This window comes from Pseudomonas sp. S8 (assembly GCF_050473925.1).
In the GTDB taxonomy this organism is placed as follows: domain Bacteria; phylum Pseudomonadota; class Gammaproteobacteria; order Pseudomonadales; family Pseudomonadaceae; genus Aquipseudomonas; species Aquipseudomonas parakoreensis.
Window position 1 is genome coordinate 1,972,743 of sequence record NZ_JBFDVZ010000016.1, and the last position, 20,511, is coordinate 1,993,253.

At 60.3% G+C, this 20,511-nt stretch carries 17 protein-coding genes; 5 read left to right on the forward strand and 12 right to left on the reverse strand.

The annotated features are described in order from the left end of the window. Positions 1-2: 2 nt before the first annotated feature. The 3 genes from nuoN (at position 3) to AB1J88_RS10140 (ending at position 3,582) form a co-directional block, all read left to right on the forward strand. Positions 3-1,466 carry an NADH-quinone oxidoreductase subunit NuoN gene (gene nuoN / locus AB1J88_RS10130; protein WP_095666947.1) on the forward strand — a complete coding sequence of 488 codons (1,464 nt, stop codon included), beginning with the start codon at positions 3-5 and terminating at the stop codon, positions 1,464-1,466. 197 nt (positions 1,467-1,663) lie between these two features. Beyond that, positions 1,664-1,921 (forward strand): hypothetical protein, encoded by a 258-nt coding sequence (locus tag AB1J88_RS10135; protein ID WP_430290975.1) that lies wholly within the window; start codon positions 1,664-1,666, stop codon positions 1,919-1,921. Positions 1,922-2,256: 335 nt separating this feature from the next. Beyond that, positions 2,257-3,582, forward strand: coding sequence for an OprD family porin (locus AB1J88_RS10140; protein ID WP_430290976.1), 1,326 nt, complete (start codon positions 2,257-2,259; stop codon positions 3,580-3,582). 207 nt (positions 3,583-3,789) lie between these two features. Here the strand turns inward: AB1J88_RS10140 and AB1J88_RS10145 are convergent, their stop codons facing one another. From AB1J88_RS10145 to AB1J88_RS10170, 6 genes are all read right to left on the reverse strand, one after another. Beyond that, a complete protein-coding gene (locus AB1J88_RS10145; RefSeq protein WP_430290977.1) occupies positions 3,790-4,170 on the reverse strand; it encodes a DUF6124 family protein in 381 nt (126 codons plus the stop codon). Between the two features lie 463 nt (positions 4,171-4,633). After that, the gene (locus tag AB1J88_RS10150; protein WP_041073199.1) at positions 4,634-4,966 is read right to left on the reverse strand and encodes a DUF2790 domain-containing protein; all 333 of its coding nucleotides are present in this window, start codon (positions 4,964-4,966) and stop codon (positions 4,634-4,636) included. Positions 4,967-5,042: 76 nt separating this feature from the next. Further along, complete coding sequence (locus AB1J88_RS10155; RefSeq protein WP_430290978.1) at positions 5,043-5,246, reverse strand: co-regulatory protein PtrA N-terminal domain-containing protein; 204 nt, start codon at positions 5,244-5,246, stop codon at positions 5,043-5,045. Between the two features lie 257 nt (positions 5,247-5,503). After that, a complete protein-coding gene (locus AB1J88_RS10160; RefSeq protein WP_430290979.1) occupies positions 5,504-8,653 on the reverse strand; it encodes a CusA/CzcA family heavy metal efflux RND transporter in 3,150 nt (1,049 codons plus the stop codon). A gap of 15 nt (positions 8,654-8,668) precedes the next feature. Next, on the reverse strand, positions 8,669-9,862 hold the full coding sequence (locus tag AB1J88_RS10165) for an efflux RND transporter periplasmic adaptor subunit (RefSeq protein ID WP_430290980.1): 1,194 nt from the start codon (positions 9,860-9,862) through the stop codon (positions 8,669-8,671). A 49-nt stretch (positions 9,863-9,911) separates the two neighbouring features. After that, on the reverse strand, positions 9,912-11,159 hold the full coding sequence (locus AB1J88_RS10170) for a TolC family protein (protein ID WP_430290981.1): 1,248 nt from the start codon (positions 11,157-11,159) through the stop codon (positions 9,912-9,914). 409 nt (positions 11,160-11,568) lie between these two features. Between AB1J88_RS10170 and AB1J88_RS10175 the strand changes: the two genes are divergently transcribed. After that, positions 11,569-12,243: a heavy metal response regulator transcription factor gene (locus AB1J88_RS10175; protein WP_095666954.1), complete on the forward strand. Its 675-nt coding sequence runs from the start codon at positions 11,569-11,571 to the stop codon at positions 12,241-12,243. Further along, the gene (locus AB1J88_RS10180; protein ID WP_430290982.1) at positions 12,240-13,673 is read left to right on the forward strand and encodes a heavy metal sensor histidine kinase; all 1,434 of its coding nucleotides are present in this window, start codon (positions 12,240-12,242) and stop codon (positions 13,671-13,673) included. Before AB1J88_RS10175 ends, AB1J88_RS10180 begins: the two co-directional genes overlap by 4 nt. Positions 13,674-14,258: 585 nt before the next feature. On the opposite strand, the gene AB1J88_RS10185 is transcribed toward AB1J88_RS10180, so the two are convergent. Genes AB1J88_RS10185 through AB1J88_RS10210 form a run of 6 tightly spaced genes read right to left on the reverse strand, consistent with a single transcriptional unit; the run spans position 14,259 to position 20,215 of the window. Then, positions 14,259-16,001 (reverse strand): carbohydrate ABC transporter substrate-binding protein, encoded by a 1,743-nt coding sequence (locus tag AB1J88_RS10185; RefSeq protein ID WP_430290983.1) that lies wholly within the window; start codon positions 15,999-16,001, stop codon positions 14,259-14,261. Between the two features lie 47 nt (positions 16,002-16,048). Then, positions 16,049-16,321 carry a DUF2160 domain-containing protein gene (locus AB1J88_RS10190; protein WP_027614647.1) on the reverse strand — a complete coding sequence of 91 codons (273 nt, stop codon included), beginning with the start codon at positions 16,319-16,321 and terminating at the stop codon, positions 16,049-16,051. 10 nt (positions 16,322-16,331) lie between these two features. Then, positions 16,332-17,132: a carbohydrate ABC transporter permease gene (locus tag AB1J88_RS10195; protein ID WP_041073277.1), complete on the reverse strand. Its 801-nt coding sequence runs from the start codon at positions 17,130-17,132 to the stop codon at positions 16,332-16,334. A gap of 10 nt (positions 17,133-17,142) precedes the next feature. Further along, entirely contained in the window at positions 17,143-18,009 is an 867-nt protein-coding gene (locus AB1J88_RS10200; protein ID WP_007961995.1) for a carbohydrate ABC transporter permease, read from the reverse strand. Continuing rightward, the gene (locus AB1J88_RS10205; RefSeq protein WP_041073275.1) at positions 18,006-19,121 is read right to left on the reverse strand and encodes an ABC transporter ATP-binding protein; all 1,116 of its coding nucleotides are present in this window, start codon (positions 19,119-19,121) and stop codon (positions 18,006-18,008) included. Before AB1J88_RS10205 ends, AB1J88_RS10200 begins: the two co-directional genes overlap by 4 nt. Then, a complete protein-coding gene (locus tag AB1J88_RS10210) occupies positions 19,121-20,215 on the reverse strand; it encodes an ABC transporter ATP-binding protein (protein WP_047291688.1) in 1,095 nt (364 codons plus the stop codon). The genes AB1J88_RS10205 and AB1J88_RS10210 overlap by 1 nt, the downstream gene beginning before the upstream one ends. Positions 20,216-20,511: the final 296 nt, after the last annotated feature.

Genomic DNA, 20,511 nt, shown 5'->3' on the forward strand with positions numbered 1-20,511 from the left:
CTATGGAATTCACGATTCAACACTTTATTGCGCTAGCGCCACTGTTGATCACCAGCCTCACCATTATCGTGGTGATGCTGGCAATCGCCTGGCGCCGCAACCACTCGCAGACCTTCCTGATCTCGGTCGCCGGTCTGAACCTGGCCTTGCTGTCGATCCTGCCAGCCCTGAAAGTCGCGCCTCTGGCCGTGACGCCATTGCTGCAAGTCGACACCTTCGCCTGTCTGTACATGGCGCTGATCCTGGTCGCCACCCTCGCCTGTGTAACCCTCGCCCATGCCTACCTCGGCGATGGCGGCTCGGGTTACCCGGGCAACCGTGAAGAACTGTACCTGCTGATCCTGATGGCCGCCGCCGGTGGTCTGGTTCTGGTCAGCGCGCAGCATCTGGCCGGGTTGTTCATCGGTCTGGAACTGCTGTCGGTGCCGGTCTACGGTCTGGTGGCTTACGCCTTCTTCAACAAGCGTTCGCTGGAAGCCGGCATCAAGTACATGGTGCTGTCGGCCGCGGGTTCCGCGTTCCTGTTGTTCGGTATGGCCCTGCTCTACGCTGATGCCGGCACCCTGAGCTTCAACGGTATCGGTCAGGCACTGGCTACCACCAACCTGCCGAGCTCGCTGGCTCAGTTGGGTCTGGGCATGATGCTGATCGGTCTGGCGTTCAAGCTGTCGCTGGTACCGTTCCACCTGTGGACGCCGGACGTGTACGAAGGTGCTCCGGCGCCGGTCGCCGCGTTCCTCGCCACGGCGTCGAAGGTTGCCGTGTTCGCGGTGATGGTGCGTCTGTTCCAGATCTCCCCTGCCGCGAGCAGTGGCGTGCTGAGCGACGTACTGACCGTCATCGCCATCGCCTCGATCCTGTTCGGTAACCTGCTGGCCCTGACCCAAAGCAACCTCAAGCGTCTGCTCGGTTACTCGTCCATCGCACACTTCGGCTACCTGCTGATCGCGCTGGTGGCGAGCAAGGGTCTGGCGGTGGAAGCCATCGGCGTGTATCTGGTGACTTATGTGATCACCAGCCTCGGCGCGTTCGGCGTGATCACCCTGATGTCCTCGCCGTACAACGGCCGTGACGCCGATGCGCTGTACGAGTACCGCGGCCTGTTCTGGCGCCGTCCGTACCTGACCGCCGTTCTGACCGTGATGATGCTGTCCCTGGCCGGTATTCCGCTGACCGCGGGCTTCATCGGCAAGTTCTACATCATCGCCACCGGTGTCGAGTCGCACCAATGGTGGCTGGTCGGCTCACTGGTACTGGGCAGCGCCATCGGCGTGTTCTACTACCTGCGTGTGATGGTCACCCTGTACCTGATCGAACCGAACCTGCGTCGCCACGACGCCCAGCTGCACTGGGAACAGAAGGCAGGCGGCGTGATGCTGCTGGCCATCGCCGTGGTTGCATTCTTCCTGGGTGTGTACCCGCAGCCATTGCTGACCCTGGTTCAGCAGGCGGGTCTGGCGGGCTGATATTCGGCTGGCTGGAAACGGAAACGGCACCTTCGGGTGCCGTTTTTGTTTTTGTGGGATTCAACATCAAAAGATCGCAGCCTTCGGCAGCTCCTACATTGGGATGGTATGCGGTCTGTAGGAGCTGCCGAAGGCTGCGATCTTTTGACTTATAACGCTCTCCCCTTTCTAGGAATTTGCCTGCAAAGTGGTGAGCAATGGCTGACATTCTGCAGAAGGTAATTGCGGTTAAATTTGAGGATCAACTATCAAGTGGAGATCCACGAACCATGAAGCGGGATATTTTTTCAGAGTTGATGGATGGCCTTGATGCGATAGCCGAAGAAAGCCAAGGCAAAATTACCTTGAAGAAGACGCGTGTAAAACGGATCGGCGACACGAAGGGCAAACTCATACTTCCCGCCGAAACTGATGCCTCTCTATCACACGGTTTGCTGGATACCTTCGAACGATAAAAAGCCACATCTGCTCTCATGTGATCTATCAGACTCACTCAACCCACTGTGGGAGCGAGCCTGATCCGGGCGGCGTTCCGACGAAGGCGTCGGCACATCCCCATCTTCAGTGCCTGACACTCCGCTTTCGCGAGCAGGCTCGCTCCCACAGGTTTATGTGGCGTTCACTCAATCCATATAACCACATGACGAAATTGTAATTCCCCCATCACCTTGGCGTTATCCGCAGCCTGCAACGATGTGACCCGGCGACCAATGCCGGCGGGCCCTGCCCCGCCGAACAATAAAACCACGCCGACGCACGTTCCCGTTCTGCCGAACCCAAGGAGTGTTTGATGGTTAACCCTACAAAAATATCGATGGCCGCTTTAGCGGTGGTGGTCGGCTCAGGGCCGTCCATGGTGTTTGCAGAAGACAAGCCCGAGGGCTTTGTTGAAGGCAGCCGCCTGACCGTGCTCAACCGCAACTTCTACTTCAATCGTGATCATCGCAATGGCCAGTCCAGCCCCACCGGCAACGGTTATTCCGAAGCCTGGTCGCATGCCGTGATCAGCAAGTTCGAATCCGGTTTCACCCAAGGGACCGTCGGGGTCGGGGTGGATGCGTTTGCCATGATCGGTTTGAAACTCGACACCGGTGATGGCCGCAACGGCGGGCGCAGTTCGTTCGATGTATTGCCGGTCAACCGTGACGGCCAGGCGCGGGATGAGTACACCAAGATCGGTGGCGCCGCCAAAGTGCGGGCATTCGATACCGTGGTCAAGGTCGGTGATGTGTTCCCGGCCAACCCGGTGGTGGCGGCCGGTGACTCACGCTTGCTGCCGGAAAGCTTTCGCGGGGTGACGGCGACCAACACCAGCATCGACGGTCTGTCGATTCAGGGCGGACGGCTGCATGCGATGAGCCAGCCGGTGTCCAGCGACATGCGCGAAAATTTCGCCACGTTTTACGCCGGTCCGGTCAACTCGCCGTGGATCGCTTACGGCGGTGGTGATTATGTGCTGAACAAGAACCTCAGCTTCAGCCTGTACTCCAGCCGCCTCAAGGACGCCTGGAACCAGTATTACGCCGGCACCGCCTGGACCTATCCGCTGGCGGACGACCTGTCGCTGTTCGGCGGCCTGAACTATTACAAGGCGGTCGACGAAGGCAAGCAACTGCTCGGCGAGTTCGACAACAACATCTGGAGCGGCCGCGTCGGGGTGAAACTCGGTGCGCACTCCGTCGCCCTCTCCCACCAGCGCAACAACGGCAACGACGACTTCGATTACCTGCGCCAGTCCGACTCGATCTTCCTCGACAACTCGATCCAGTACAGCGACTTCAACTCGCCGAAAGAACGTTCGTGGATGGTGCGCTACGACCTCGACATGACCGCTTACGGCATACCCGGTCTGTCGTTCATGACCCGTTACGCGCGCGGCACCGATGCCGACTATTCCAACGCCAACGCCGTGTACATGCGCCGCGATGCCGACGGCAATCCGCTGACCGACCAGAAACGCTGGGAGCGTGATGTGGAAGTCAAATATGTGGTGCAGAGCGGTTCGATGAAAGACCTGTCGCTGCGCCTGCGCCAGGCCACTACCCGCGCCACGGCTTTCGAGTCGGACCTGGACGAAGTGCGCGTGATCGTCGAATACCCGCTGGCGATTCTCTGAGTTTCCCCGAGCAATACCATTCACCTTTAGAAGCTCCTTGCTCCTTTGGTCAGAGGTGAATTTTTTGGCGCCCTTCGGGGCGCCTTTTTTATCCCGTCCGAAACACACTCCTGTAGGAGCTGCCGCAGGCTGCGATCCCTTGATTTTGGTTTTTTAGATCAAGATCAAAAGATCGCAGCCTTCGGCAGCGCCTACAGAAGACATTGGTCAGGCGATGGGTTCGACGTTATCCAGCGCTTTGTTCACCGCCAATTCGCCAAGCATGACCACCTGCGCGATGCCGAGCAGCGTCTTGCGATGCGTGCCCTCCAGCAACGCGGCGAAATTACCGAGCATCACCGTGGCCGAGGCCAGGGATTCGCAAGCGTTGGCCAGCAGGGATTCGGTGTCGGCATTGGGGTTGACCAGGAACAGCGCGTTGGCGGTGTAAGGCGTGGCCATGATGGGCGCTGCGGGCTTGAGGTAGTAGTCGAGGGCGCGGTCGGCGGCTTCGTGGAGTTTGTGGGTATTGATGGCGGCGTAGGGGGATGTTGGATCGGGGTCTGCAGGCGTGTCTGTTTCGGGCGGATTCGGTGTTGGCTTTTTCATAATGTTTTACTCAGCTTGACGGTGGAGCTGACCCTTTCGGTTCCACGCGAAAGGGTGGCAGCTGTACGCAGGTTGGAACCCGGGCAACTGAGCAAAACCCGACAGACTCGAAGTCTCCCGCGCACAGCCGCCATAACGGAGTGCACACATGAAAGTGCACAAGCATACGTCATGAACGGTGCGATTTGCTTCAGTTAAGCCGAGGGGTTCCAATCCCGATCGCTGATTTGGCAGCGACCCATACAGGCTAGAGAGCGAACGTCCGAGCGACAACCTGAAAACATTGTGGGAAGGTTCTGCTTTGCCCACACAACCTTAAACATCCCGAATTGAAATACCGATCGTGATACTGAAAATGTGCCCCGTGCAGAAGCTGCCGCAGGCTGCGATCTTTTGACTTTGATTTTAAGATCAAGATCAAAAGATCGCAGCCTGCGGCAGCTCCTACAGGGATAGGGATTAATTAGCCACCGCTGTTGCGGCACACGCCGGCCACGCTGTACTTGAGGGTGTTGAGTTGCCCTTGCGAGTCTTCGTAGGTCATGGCTGTGGGTACTACCGAGCAAGCCGGCTGCGGCTTCACCACGCTGACGATTTTCACCACGTCCAGCTTCATCCCGTATTCGTATTCCTTGACCACCGGCGGCGCTTTGCCCTGCTCGGCGGCGTATTGCTCCATGGCTTTGGCGTTGGCGCTGAAGGCACGCTCGAAAGTGCGGTCACCGCCGCCTTCGGCCATGACCAGAGAAGACATCGCCATGACGCTGGCGAACGCGATCAACTTGCGTATTTTCATATCCATTTCCTTCCCATCCAGGCATAAAAAAGCCCAGCATCGATGCGCGATGACGGGCTTGATCAAGTGCTGTCGCTTACAGGCTCTTGCTGTTGTCGACGGCTTTTTCATTGACCACCACCGGGTTGCCGGCGGCTTTTTCCTTGGCCACAAACAGCTCCATGGAACGATCATTGTTGGTCATCATCCGATCGAACGTGCGGTCGCCGCCACCTTCAGCCATGACCAGGGAAGACATCGCCAACGCCACCACAAAAGCACCCATTGGTACGATTTTCATTTTTGATTCCTCGTTTAAGTAACTGACGGGATCAAGGTAACAAGGCGTACCTTTCGTGACGGTGGCGGGGGAATTACAGATTCGTAATGTGGCAAGTACGGCAGCCACACAGAAAATCTCAGGCCTGAGAAATACCTTGTGGCGAGGGGATTTATCCCCGATGGGCCGCGCAGCGGCCCCGCTCTTTATCCAAAAAAGCGGGCTTGCTGCGCAGCCCCATCGGGGATAAATCCCCTCGCCACAAAGGTAGTGCTGTTCTACCGGATGGGCACTACGTCCTCATCCCGGCGATGGGCGATCTGGTACAGCGCCGGCAATATCAGCAGCGTGAGAATGGTCGAGGACAGAATCCCGCCAATCACCACCGTCGCCAGCGGCCGCTGCACCTCAGCGCCGGTGCCGGTTGCCAGCGCCATCGGAATGAAACCCAACGACGCCACCAGCGCCGTCATCAATACCGGCCGCAACCGCGTGAGCGCACCGACATTGATCGCCTCGGCCAGCGACCGCCCTTCCTCGCGCAAATTGCGAATGAACGCGATCATCACCAACCCGTTGAGCACTGCCACTCCGGACAGCGCAATAAACCCGACGCCTGCCGAAATCGACAACGGAATATCCCGCAGCCACAGCGCCATCACCCCACCGGTCAACGCAAACGGAATCCCGGTAAACACCAGCAAGCCGTCCTTGAGGTTGTTGAACATCATGAACAACAAGCCGAACACCAGCAGCAGCGCCACCGGCACCACAATCTGCAAGCGCTTGGCTGCCGATTGCAGTTGCTCGAACTGCCCGCCCCAACGGGTCCAGTAACCGGCCGGGACCTGCACCTCGCGCTCGATCACCGCACTCGCTTCGCTGACGAACGAGCCGATATCGCGCCCGCGCACGTTGGCGCTGACGATCACCAGACGCTTGCCGTTTTCGCGGCTGACCTGGTTCGGCCCGAGCACCAGGTCGAGGCTGGCGACGTCTTTCAGCGCGATAAAACCAATCTGGTTCGCCGCACCGCTCAGTGCCGGCACCGGAATCAGCAACGCCGACAAACCCTCGATGTCCTTGCGCATGGCATCGGACAAGCGCACCACCATGTCGAAGCGCCGATCGCCCTCATACAAGGTGCCGGCCTGACGCCCGCCGACGGCCACGGCGATGGTGTCCTGCACATCGCCGACGTTGAGCCCGTAACGCGCCGCCTTGTCGCGGTCAATGTTGATAGTCAGCACCGGCAACCCGGTGGTCTGCTCGACCTTCACTTCAGACGCGCCATTGACCTTCTGCATCGCCGCCGCGATCTTCGCTGCCGTGGCGTTGAGCACGTCCATGTCATCGCCGAACACCTTGACCGCGACATCGCTGCGCACGCCGGAAATCAGTTCGTTGAAGCGCAACTGGATCGGCTGCGACAGTTCATAGTTACTGCCCGGCAGTGTCGCGGCTGCAGCTTGCAGTTCGGCCATCAGGGTGTCGCGGGACTTGTTCGGGTCTGGCCATTGCTCCTTCGGTTTGAGCATCACGTAGCTGTCAGAGATGTTCGGCGGCATCGGGTCGGAAGCGATTTCCGCCGTGCCGGTGCGGGCGAACACCCGTTCAACCTCCGGCACTTTGGCCAGGATCAAGGTTTCCAGGCGCTGCTGCATGTCCACCGATTGCGTCAGGCTGGTACCCGGCACGCGCAGTGCTTGCAGAGCGAAATCGCCTTCACTGAGACTCGGTACAAACTCGCTGCCCATGCGGCTGGTGAGCACGCCGCTGAGCACGATCACGCCCAACGCCGCGCCCACCGCAACCGTGCGATGGGCCATGACCCAGGCCAGCGCCGGCGCATACACCCGACGTGCGCCGCGCATGACCGCGCCCTCTTCTTCCTTGACCTTGCCGGTGACGAACAGCGCAATCGCCGCCGGGACGAAGGTCACCGACAGCAGCATGGCACCGAGCAAAGCGATGACCACGGTGAGCGCCATCGGGTGGAACATTTTCCCTTCGACGCCACTCAGGGCGAAGATCGGCAGGTACACCACCATGATGATCAACTGACCGAAAATCAGTGGGCGCCGCGCCTCTTTCGCGGCGGCGAACACTTCCTTGAAACGCTCGGGACGGCTCAACAAACGCCCGTGATGTTGCTGCGCATGCGCCAACCGGCGCAGGGTATTTTCGACGATCACCACCGCGCCATCGACGATGATCCCGAAGTCCAGCGCGCCGAGGCTCATCAGGTTGGCGCTGACCTTATTGCTGAACATGCCGGTGAAGGTGAACAGCATCGACAGCGGAATCACCATCGCGGTAATCAGCGCAGCGCGAATGTTGCCGAGGAACAGGAACAGAATCGCGATCACCAGAATCGCGCCTTCGATCAGGTTTTTTTTCACCGTGGCGATGGCTTTGTCGACCAGGTGCGTGCGGTCGTACACCGGCACCGCAATCACGCCTTGCGGCAGGGATTTATTGATCTGTTCGAGCTTGCTGGCCACCGCTTGCGAGACGGTGCGGCTGTTCTCGCCGATCAACATGAACACCGTGCCGAGCACCACTTCACGACCGTTTTCCGTGGCTGCGCCGCTGCGCAGTTCGCGGCCGATTTCCACGCTGGCGACGTTCTTCACCCGGATCGGCGTGCCATCGACATTGGCCATGACGATGTTGGCGATGTCCTCGGTGCTCGCCACTTGCCCCGGTGCGCGGATCAGCAACTGCTCGCCGCTGCGCTCGATGTAACCGGCGCCAACGTTGGCATTGTTGCGCTCCAGCGCGGTGATCAGATCGGTGAGGGTGAGCTTGTACGCAGCAAGGCGTTTCGGATCCGGCGCGATCTGGTATTCCTTGGCAAAACCACCGATGGTGTTGATCTCCGCCACCCCCGGTACGTTGCGCAATTGCGGTTTGATGATCCAGTCCTGAATCACCCGCAGATCGGTCGGCGTGTAGGCTGTGCCGTCGTCCTTCAACGCGCCTTCCTTCGCCTCCACCGTCCACAGAAAGATCTCGCCGAGGCCGGTGGAAATCGGCCCCATCAGCGCTTCCGCGCCTTCGGGCAATTGCTCCCTGGCGATCTGCAGGCGCTCATTGACCAGTTGGCGGGCGAAGAACAGGTCGGTGCCGTCCTTGAAGATCACCGTGACCTGCGACAGCCCGGAGCGCGACAGCGAACGGGTCTGCTCCAGCGCCGGCAAACCGGCCATCGCGGTTTCAATCGGGAAAGTGATGCGCTGCTCGGTTTCCAGCGGCGAGAACCCGGCGGCGCCGGTGTTGATCTGCACCTGGACGTTGGTGATGTCGGGCACGGCGTCGATCGGCAGTTTCTGATAACTGGCGATGCCGAGGCCGGCCATGAGCAGAACGGCGAGCAGCACGATGATGCGCTGCTCGATGGCAAACTGGATCAGGCGTTCGAACATGGGGACCTTCCAGAATTAATGACTGTGCTCGGCCGAGGCTTTGCCCAGCTCCGACTTGAGGACGAAGCTGCCGGCGCTGGCGACTTGCACGCCCGGTACCAGCCCTTGGGTGACTTCCACGTGGCCGGCGGCGCGGCTGCCCAGTTCCACCGCCTGCGCCTTGAAGCCGTCGTCGGTACGCACGAACACCGTGGGTTTGTCCTCGACGGTCTGGATCGCGGTTTCCGGCACGGCCACTTTCGCTTCGCGGCTGTCAGTGGCGACCCGTGCGCTGACGAACAGCCCCGGTCGCCACGAGCCTTGCGGGTTTTCCAGGGTCACGCGCACGGTCGCAGTGCGGGTCTGTTCGCCGAGCAGACTGCCGACATAAGCCACACTGCCAGTCACTTCGGCTTTCAATTCCGGCGCGCTGACGGTGACCGCTTTGCCGACCTGCACTTTCGTCAGATCCTTGGGCGAGACACCGAACGTGACCCACACCCGCGACAGATCCGAGAGAGTGAAAGCCGCGGTGGTCTCATCGACCACCTCCCCCGGCGTCAGATGTTTTTCCACCACCACGCCGTCGAACGGCGCGCGCAGTTCGTAGCGATTGCCGCCGGTGGCGACCACGCTGCCGCTGAGCACGCTGATTTTTTGCCGGGCGTTGTTCATGGCGATTTCCGCCTCTTCCAACGCCTGCTTTGCCTGGAGGAAATCCTGTTCGGCGGAAATCTTGTCCTGCCAGAGCTTCTTCTCGCGCTCGTAAGTGGTGCGCGCCAAGGCCAGACGCCGTTGTGCGGCGGCCTGTTCACTGCGCTGATCGGAAATCTGCTGACTGGCGATCACCGCCAGCAACTGGCCCTTCTTCACCGCTTGCCCGAGGTTGACCGCCACCGATTCGACCACCCCCGGCACGCGCGGCACCACGTGCGCCGTGCGGTCCTCGTCGAAGCGCACTTCGCCGGGAAACGACAAGCCGAGACTGATGCTTTGCGCCCGCGCCTCGGCCAGTTGAATGCCTGCGGCGGCGATCTGCTCGGCGCTCAATTCGATGTGGCCTTCTTCGGCATGTTCGCCCTCGGCGGCAGCGCCCTCCTCGGCGTGATCGGCATGTTCGGAAGCCTCATCGGCATGCGCGTCGATAGTTGAATTGGCCGGCCACATCGAACCAAGGCCAATACCCAACGCCAAGGTCGCGACCGCGACCACCATCAGTTTTTTATCCATGGAAACTCCTCTGCGCCGTGCCATCGCGCAGTTGTCTGAAAAGTGAAATTCAAGGGCTGACGCTCAGGTCGCCGAAGATCCGTTCGAGGCGCACGCGGGCGTCGGTCGCCTCGCTGACGGCCTGGATGTATTGGCTGCGCGCGGCAATCAGGGTGCGCTGGGCGTCGAGTACGTCGAGGAAGCCGAACTTGCCCATTTCAAAACCGCGGGTGGCGCTGTCCACCGCACTTTGCGCGGCGGGCAGGATGGTCTGGTTGAAGGCTTTGACTTCGCCGTTAGCGGTCTGCCATTGCTCAAGGCTGGTCTGGACTTCGGTGCGCAAACGCAGCTCGGTGGCGTTGCGCAGATCCCGCGCCTGATCGCTGCGCCGTGCGGCGGCGAGCACGTTGCCCTGATTGCGGTTGAACAGCGGAATCGGCATCGACAGCCCGACCACGTTGACCCGCTCACGCTCGGTTTCGCTGTACTGGCTGCCGATGCTCACGGTCAGGTCGGGAATGCGCTGGGACTTTTCCAGGCCCAGCGATGCATCGCGCTGATCGATCTGCAGCTTCGCCAGACGCAGCTCGGCAGTCTGGTTCAGACGCTCGAGCAAACGACTGGGCGGTGGCAGCGTGGGGAGGTTTTGCGTCGCGGCTTGCACATTGGTCGAGGTCGGCAACGGTGCGCCCATGACTTGCGCCAGTTGCTGATAGGCGTTGGCCTGATCGCGCTCGGCGCGGCTCACTTCCAGGCGCACTTCCGAGAGCTGCACCTGTGCTCGCGTGCCCTCGACCGGCGACGATTTGCCGGCCTCGATCCGCCCCTGAGCAACGCGCACACCGTGCTCGGCCAGTTGCAGTGACTGACGCGACAGCTGCAAGCGTTGCTGCGCGGTTTGCGCGCTGTTGAACGCCTGGATCACATCGGCGCGCAAGGCATTGCGCTTGCGCTCCAGTTCGATACCGGCGGCATCCTGCGCACGGCTGGCGACATCGATGCGCGCGCCGCGTTTGCCGCCCAGTTCAATCGGCTGACTGAGCATCACCGTGGTGGTGCGCGAGCCGCGTCGGGTGTCTTCGGCCTCCCACGACACCTCGGGATTGGGGATCAGCCCGGCCTGTTGCCGATCGCCCTCGGCAATGCCGATTTCCCACTGCGCGGCGGCGAGATCGGGGTTGCCGGCGAAGGCACTTTGCAGCGCCTGATCCAGCGTCAGGGCCGATGCGCTGGTCAGGCTGCTGCACGCCAGCAACAAGAGGCCGCTGGCGGTTTTGTTCAGGCGTGATCGCGCCGTCAGTTCAATTAAACCGGGCAATGGAGGGCTTCCTTTAATTCAGGATTTTTCGATGCCGCCACGTTAGGGTTTTGAACTTATCGACAAGGTGACTGGAACATTACAAATCCGTTATCCACGGTTCAGCAAAGTTGTTTTGTTCTAGGATGCGAAGTGCAAAAGGCGTTGTCGTAATACATCGAAACACATACGCACGGGTTATCTGCCAAACAGCACTTGCCGAAATCGAAGTCGCGGAAATTTGCTTTTTAAACTGCGACAGGGTGTCGCGCAACGCCGTTTTAAAGGCTCCGCTCGTTGACCCTGTAGCCACTTCAGCCTTTACCGTGCTTGGCATCAAGTTATTGAAACGTGCGCAAGGCCCTACAAAAACAACAACTTTCCCGACCGCCTTAATTAAACATCCATTAAATGAAAGTGGTGAAAGATCATGCGAATCCTTGTCGTCGAGGACGAGCTTAAAGCTGCCGAATACTTGCATCAGGGTTTGACCGAAAGTGGTTATATCGTTGACCACGCCGCCACCGGTGCCGATGGCTTGCATCTGGCGCAACAGCAGACGTACGACCTGATCATTCTCGACGTGAACTTGCCGGAACTGGACGGCTGGGGCGTCCTGGAACAACTGCGCCGCACCCACTCCACACGGGTGATGATGCTCACCGCGCGCGGGCGGCTGGCGGACAAGATTCGCGGTCTGGATCTGGGCGCCGACGACTATCTGGTCAAGCCGTTCGAGTTTCCCGAACTGCTGGCGCGGGTGCGCACCCTGATGCGCCGCAGCGAAAACATACCAGTGCCGCAGGTGTTGAAAGTCGCTGATCTGGAACTGGATCCGGGCCGGCATCGGGCGTTTCGGGGGGCGCAGCGCATCGACCTGACCACCAAGGAATTCGCCCTGCTGCACTTGTTGATGCGCCAGTCCGGCGAGGTGCTGACCCGTACGCAAATCATCTCGCTGGTGTGGGACATGAATTTCGACTGCGACACCAACGTGGTCGAAGTGTCGATCCGCCGTTTGCGGGCGAAGATCGACGACCCGTTCGCCAACAAGCTGATCCACACCCTGCGCGGTGTCGGCTACGTGCTGGAGGCGCGGGAATGAAGCCGGCCAGCCTGTCGATGCGCCTCGGTTTGACGGTGAGTATTCTCGGCGCGCTGCTGGTGGTGTTTCTGGCGATCCTTGCCTATTTCGCCCTGACTCATGAGCTGAATGCGCTGTCGCGCGACAGCCTGCAAAAGAAGATGGCGCAGGTGGAGCACAGCCTGTCGCTGTACGTCGACGCCAATGAAGTCAGCGGCAAACCGCACATTCTGCTCGATCAGGTCATGGGCCATGACAACCTGACGCTGACGATTTATGACCATTCGAACCTGCGTTCGCCGCTGCTCAAATCCGGCTCGGGACTCACCGACCCACGGGTGGAGCTCAGAGCGGTTCGCGGGACCACCGATCAACTGACCTACAGCGACAGCAGCGATGCCGAAGGCGCGCGGTTCCTCACCGCATCGAAGCTGATTCGCCTCAAGGACGGCAGCAGCGTGCCGGTGCTGCTGTCGATGGACAACGCGCATGATCAAGCGCTGCTCAGTGCTTATCTGCGCTCGACGCTGATCGCGTTGCCGTTGCTGTTGATGTTCATCGGCCTCACAGCCTGGGGCGCGGTGCAGCGCGGACTGGCGCCGCTGCGCGAGTTTCGCAAAGTGGCGGCGATGGTCTCGACGCAGGATCTGGAGCATCGGCTGTCGGTGGTGAACATGCCGCAGGAGTTGAGCGAACTGGCGCAGGGCATCAACTTCATGCTGCATCGCCTCGATGCCGGGGTGCAGCAGTTGTCACAGTTCTCCGATGACCTGGCGCATGAGCTGCGCACGCCGATCAACAACCTGATGGGCAAGGCCCAGGTGACGCTGTCCCGCGAGCGTACGACCGAGGAGTACAAGGACGTGCTGGTGTCCTGCACCGAGGAGCTGGAGCGCGTGGCGCGGATTGTCTCGGACATGCTGTTTTTGGCGCAGGTCAGTCATCCGTCGGCACTGGCGCCATTTGAAGCGGTGGCGCTGGAGGCAGAAGCGGCGAAGGTCGCGGAGATGTTTTCGCTGGCGGCGCAGGACAAGCAGATTCACTTGAATGTTGTCGGCAGCGCCTCGGTGTTGGGCGATCGACTGATGATTCAGCGGGCGATTTCCAATCTGCTGTCCAACGCGCTGCGCCATTGCCCGAACGGCAAAACCATCACCTTGCTGATCGAGCAAGGCGCAACGCAGGCTTCACTGCTGGTGAGCAATCCCGGCGTCGGCATCGAGGCGCAACACCTGCCGCACCTGTTCGACCGCTTCTATCGCGTCGACAGTGCCCGCTCGCGCTCGCAGGGCAGCACCGGGCTGGGCCTGGCAATCGTGCGCTCGATCATGAGCCTGCATCAGGGGGTGGCGGAGGTGAAGAGCTTGCCCGGCGTCATGACCGTATTCCGCCTCGGTTTTCCTGCGGCGACACACATGGCCTCATCGCTTGCAGGCAAGCTCCCACAGTGATCTGCGGTGTACCCGGGCCTGACGCCATGCTCGATACCAAGCATGAAGCTGGCATTGACCGGTGTCCTGTAGGAGCTGCCGCAGGCTGCGATCTTTTGCCTTAGCCTTTGAAGATCAGAATCAAAAGATCGCAGCCTGCGGCAGCTCCTACAGGGATCGGGGTGTTTTTGAGTTTTTTGGACGACACGCAAACTTGTGGGAGCTGGCTTGCCAGCGATGACGGCGGGTCAGTCACATCCTTATTTTTTTGACACACCGCTATCGCTGGCAAGCCAGCTCCCACAGTGAATCGCGGTGTACCCGGGCCTGACGCCACGCTTGATACCTTTGAAGAAATTCAGCATGAAGCTGGCATTGACCGATGTCCTGTAGGAGCTGCCGCAGGCTGCGATCTTTTGCCTTGGCCTTTGAAGATCAGGAGCAAAAGATCGCAGCCTGCGGCAGCTCCTACAGAGTGTCGGGGTGTTTTTGGGGGTTGTGGACACCACTGAAACCTGTGGGAGCTTGCCTGCAAGCGATTACGGTAGATCAGGCAACAAAAAAAACGGCACCTTACGGTGCCGTTAGCCTTTCACACATCAACCATCACTTACGCGCATCCGCCCACGATTTCAGCAGTTCGTTGTAGCTCACGGTCTCGCCCTTCGGCTTCTCGTTGGCCAGTTTCGGTTTCGGTGCGCCCGGTTGGTCGAACCAGTATTGCGCGTCACGTTCCGGGTTCATTTTCGGGGCGCACGTGGCTTGCGCCTTGGAGCGTTCCAGACGCGTCATGATCGCGTCCTGATCCTTGGCCAGGCCATCCAGCGCCTGCTGCGGAGTCTTCTCGCCGCTGGCCGCTTCGGCGATGTGGCTCCACCACAATTGCGCCAGACGCGGATAGTCCGGCACGTTGGTCCCGGTCGGGGTCCATTGCACGCGGGCCGGGCTGCGGTAGAACTCGACCAGGCCACCGAGCTTCGGCGCCAGATCGGTCATCGCCTGCGAGTTGATGTCCGACTCGCGGATCGGCGTCAGGCCGACGATGGTTTTCTTCAGCGATACGGTTTTCGAGGTGACGAATTGCGCGTACAGCCACGCCGCGAGTTTCTGTTTCTCAGGCGTGGACTTCATGAACGTCCACGAACCCACGTCCTGATAGCCGAGCTTCATGCCCTCTTCCCAATACGGCCCGCGCGGCGACGGCGCCATCCGCCATTTCGGCGTGCCGTCGGCGTTGACCACCGGCAGGCCCGGTTTGGTCATGTCGGCGGTGAACGCGGTGTACCAGAAGATCTGCTGGGCGATGTTGCCTTGCGATGGCACCGGGCCGGACTCGGAGAAGGTCATGCCCGCCGCTTCCGGTGGCGCGTAAGCCTTGAGCCAATCGACATATTTCTGCGTGGCGAACACCGCCGCAGGTCCGTTGGTGTCGCCGCCACGGGTCACGCTGGAACCGACCGGATGGCAGTCCTCGACGCGAATCCCCCACTCGTCCACCGGCAGACCGTTGGGCAAGCCCTTGTCGCCGCCACCGGCCATGGAGAACCAGGCATCGGTGAAGCGCCAGCCCAGCGACGGGTCTTTCTTGCCGTAGTCCATGTGGCCGTAGACGCGTTTGCCGTCGATTTCCTTGACGTCTTCGCTGAAGAATTTGGCGATGTCTTCATAGGCCGACCAGTTCACCGGCACGCCGAGTTCGTAGCCGTACTTTTCCTTGAACTTGGCTTTCAGGTCGGCGCGTTCGAACCAGTCGGCGCGGAACCAGTACAGGTTGGCGAACTGCTGGTCGGGCAGTTGATAAACCTTGCCGTCCGGCGCGGTGGTGAACGAGATGCCGATGAAATCCTTGATGTCGAGGGTCGGCGAAGTGAAGTTCTTGCCTTCGTTGGCCATCAGGTCAGTGATCGACTCGGTCTTGCCGTAGCGAAAGTGCGTACCGATCAAATCCGAGTCGTTGACCCAACCGTCGTAGATGTTCTTGTCCGACTGCATCACCGTCTGCATTTTTTCCACCACGTCGCCTTCTTGCAGCAGGTCGTGGGTGAGCTTGATCCCGGTGATTTCGGTGAAGGCCTTGGCCAGCACCTTGGACTCGTATTCGTGGGTGGTCAGGGTCTCGGAAACCACTTTGATTTCCATGCCGCGAAACGGCTCGGCGGCCTTGATGAACCACTTCAGTTCTTCGAGCTGCTGATCGGCCGTCAGGGTCGACGGCTTGAACTCGCTGCCAATCCATTTTTTCGCAGCGTCTTCGTAGGCATCGGCCCAGGCCGAAGCGCTCAAACCGCTGAGTGCGAGCATGGCTGCCAATGAAATGCTATGTCGCAGCTTATTGTTTTTATCGAACATAGAGACCTCCAGTTAGAGTTTCGGAGCACGATTGCCGAGCGACTCGACTAGCCCCAGCGCATCACAACCAACAGCCACACCAGAGACAGCGCGGACGCCACCCAGATGCTCCAGTCGGTGACGCCGATTACCAGCAGATGCAGGTAGGCGCTGCCGAGAAGACCGATGAACAAGCGATCGCCACGGGTGGTGGCAATCGGCAGAAAACCGCGTCGCAGGATGCTCGGCGAGCGCAGTTCCCAGGTGGTCATGCCCACCAGCAACAGGCCGATGGCAATAAAGAACCCCGCCGTGGGGGTGGTCCAGCTCATCCATTCCATCATGCGTTCCTCAGACCCGACCGAGGGCAAAGCCCTTGGCCACGTGGTTGCGAACAAACCAGATCACCAGCATGCCCGGCAGGATGGTCAGCACCCCCGCCGCGGCCAGCACGCCCCAGTCGATGCCCGAGGCCGACACGGTGCGGGTCATCACCGCGGCAATCGGCTTGGCATTCACCGAGGTCAGCGTGCGCGCCAGCAGCAGTTCGACCCAGGAAAACATGAAGCAGAAGAACGCCGTGACGCCGATCCCGGAGCCGATCAGCGGGATGAAAATCTTCACGAAGAACTTGGGGAAGCTGTAGCCGTCGATGTACGCGGTTTCGTCGATTTCCTTGGGCACCCCGGACATGAACCCCTCAAGAATCCAAACCGCCAGCGGCACGTTGAACAGGCAGTGCGCGAGTGCCACGGCGATGTGCGTATCGAACAGCCCGATCGACGAATACAACTGAAAGAACGGCAACAGAAACACCGCCGGCGGCGCCATGCGGTTGGTCAGCAACCAAAAGAACAAGTGCTTGTCGCCGAGGAAGCGATAGCGCGAAAACGCGTACGCCGCCGGCAACGCCACACTCAGCGAGATCACCGTGTTGAGGCTGACGTAATACAGCGAATTGAGATAACCGGTGTACCAGCTCGGGTCGGTGAAAATCACCTTGTAGTTGTGCCAGGTGAAATCCTGCGGAAACAGGGTCAACCCGCCGAGGATTTCGGTGTTGCTCTTGAACGACATGTTCAGCAGCCAGTAGATCGGCACGAGCAGGAACAGGATGTACACCAGCAACGGAATCAGCTTTCTTTTGTGCATGGCCGGGCCCTCAGCGATTGGCGTCGGAATGGGTCATGGCGGTGTAGAACAGCCACGAGACCAGCAGGATGATCAGGAAATACACCAGCGAAAACGCCGCTGCCGGGCCCAGATCGAATTGGCCGACCGCCATCTGCGTCAAGGTCTGACTGAGGAAGGTCGTGGCATTACCCGGCCCGCCACCGGTGAGCACGAACGGCTCGGTGTAAATCATGAAACTGTCCATGAAGCGCAGCATCACCGCGATCAGCAGCACGCTCTTCAGCTTGGGCAACTGAATATGGCGGAACACCGCCCAGGCCGAGGCGCGGTCGATGCGCGCCGCCTGGTAATACACGTCAGGAATCGCCCGCAACCCGGAGAAACACAGCAGCGCCACTAGCGAAGTCCAGTGCCAGACGTCCATCACCAGCACCGTGACCCAGGCGTCCATGGTGTTGGCCGCGTAGTTGTAGCTGATGCCCAGCGCATTCAGGCTCGACCCGAGCAGACCGATGTCGGCGCGGCCGAAGATCTGCCAGATGGTGCCGACCACGTTCCACGGGATCAGCAGCGGAATCGCCAGGATGATCAGCACCACTGACGACCAGCGCCCCTTGGTCGGCATGGTCAGGGCGACGGCGATACCCAGCGGAATTTCAATCAACAGCACGCAGGCCGAGTAGATGAACTGGCGCAGCAACGAGTCATGCAGACGCGGATCGAGCAGCACCTGCTTGTACCAGTCGGCACCGACGAAGTAGCGGCTGGACTGGTCGAAAATGTCCTGCACCGAATAGTTGACCACGGTCATCATCGGGATCACCGCACTGAACGCCACCAGCAGAAACACCGGCAACACCAGCCACCAGGCCTTGTTGTTCTGCACCTTGTTCATGGCTGCACCTCGGTAGAGTCGGTGTCTTCAAGAAGAAATTCGTCGGCGTAGACCATCAGCCACTGCGCCGGAAAGCTGATGTACGCGGTGCCTTGCGGCACCGGTTTGTCTTCGGCCAGACGCACCTTCAACGGCGCGCCGTCGAGGTCGAGGGTGAGGATCTTGTAGGTGCCCAGGTCTTCGACGTGAACCACCCGCGCCTGCATCGCTTCGTCAAACGGCTCGTCCCAGACATGGATGAACTCCGGGCGGATGCCGACCTTCAGATTTTTCCACTGACCATGTTCGATATGCCGCTGCAAGGCGTCGGACAGTGGCAGGTGCGTCGAAGCGAAACCGACCCCGCCCGGCTGCGGCTGCACCTCGATCAGGTTCATCCCCGGGCTGCCGATGAAGTAGCCGACAAAGGTGTGGCTCGGCCGCTCGAACAATTCCCGCGGGGTGCCGAACTGCACGATCTGGCCGCCGTACATCACCGCGATCTTGTCGGCGAAGGTCGAGGCCTCCAGTTGATCGTGGGTGACGTAGACCATGGTGATGTTGAACTGCTCGTGGATCTGCTTGAGCTTGCGTCGCAGCTTCCACTTCAGGTGCGGGTCGATCACCGTCAGCGGTTCGTCGAAGAGGATTGCCGAGACATCGTCACGCACCAGGCCACGGCCCATGGAGACTTTCTGCTTTTCGTCAGCGGTGAGGTTGCGGGCCTTCTTGCTCAGCAGGTTTTGCAGGTCGAGGACTTCGGCGATTTCCTGCACTTTGCTGTGCACTTTCGCCTCGGCCATGCCCTGATTTCTCAGGGGAAAAGCCAGGTTGTCGAACACGGTCATGGTGTCGTAGACCACCGGGAACTGGAACACCTGGGCGATGTTGCGCTTCTCCGGGGTCAGGTCATTGACCGCTTTGCCATCGAACAGCACATGCCCCTGCGAGGGGCTGAGCAGGCCGGAAATGATGTTGAGCAACGTCGACTTGCCGCAACCCGAAGGGCCGAGCAAGGCATAGGCGCCGCCCTGCTCCCAAATATGGTCCATTTCGCGGATCGCGTAATCGTCAGGCCCGCTCGGCTGCTTGCTGTAGCTGTGGGCCAGGTGCTGCAAACGAATTTCGGCCATCAGGCAACCCTCGCGACACGCCGGCCCGGTGCCTGCACCAGACGGCCCTGCGCATCGAACACGAACAGTTTGTGGGTCGGGATGTAAATGCGGATCGGTGCATCAACGTCGTATTCGTGAACCCCGGGCAGGTGCAGCACCAGCAGGAAATGTTCGTTGCGCACGTGCAGGAAGGTTTCCGAACCGCTGATCTCGGCCACCTCGACGGTGACCGCCAGTTCCAGATCGTCATCGTTGCTCGGCACCAGCGAAATGTGGCTGGGGCGCACGCCGAAGCGGAATTCGCCCTCGCCCACCGGCCGTAGATCGACGTTCAACGGGAAGTGCACGAAGTTGGCAAAGCTGACTTCGTTGCCGGCAATGCGCCCGGGCATCAGGTTGATCGGCGGCTCGGAGAACAACTCCGCCGCCAACACGGTTTGCGGCTGGTGATACACCGAAGTCGACGGGCCGCTCTGGATCACCCGGCCTTCGTGAAGAATGGTCGTGGTGCCGCCCAAGGCCAACGCTTCGTTGGGCTCGGTGGTGGCGTAGATCGCGATGGTGTGGCGGGCCTTGAACAGCTCGCGCATCTCTTGGCGCAGTTCTTCGCGCAGCTTGTAGTCGAGGTTGACCAGCGGCTCGTCGAACAGGATCAGTTCGGCATCCTTGACCAGCGCCCGGGCCATCGCCGTGCGCTGCTGCTGACCGCCGGACAGCTCCAGCGGATAGCGCTGCAGAAACTTCTCGATGCGCAGCATCCGTGCGGTTTCCTGCACCTTGCTGTGGATGATGTCCTTGGCGACACCGGCCTGACGCAGCGGCGAGGCGATGTTCTCGAACACGGTCATGGTCGGGTAATTGATGAACTGCTGATAGACCATCGACACGTTGCGCAGGCGCACTGGGCGCTGAGTGACGTCGACGCCGTTCATCAGGACGCGGCCGCTGTCGGGCTTGTCCAGGCCGGCCATCAAACGCATCAGGCTGGTCTTGCCGGACAGCGTGCGGCCGAGCAGAACGTTGAAGGATCCGGGTTCGAAGGTCAGGCAGGCATCGTCGATCCAGGTCTGGCCCTCGACGGTGCGGCTGACGTGCTCCAGGGTGAGTGACATGGCTCGGCCTTTTTTATTATTTGGAGTCAAGCGACCTGTGCAGCAGAGCGACATTCGTGCCAGAAATGGCAAGTGGTTGATTTGTCGTGAAAAGGGCTGAAAACGCGGGGATCTGGCGTTCATTGCTGAACACATTTGAACAGTTGGGCGATTGACAATGAACAATAGTGAACAACACTCTACGGGCTGCTCACCTTCCTGTAGGAGCTGCCGAAGGCTGCGATCTTTTGATCTTGTTTTTTAAAGTCAAAGTCAAAAGATCGCAGCCTTCGGCAGCTCCTACAGGGGATCGCATA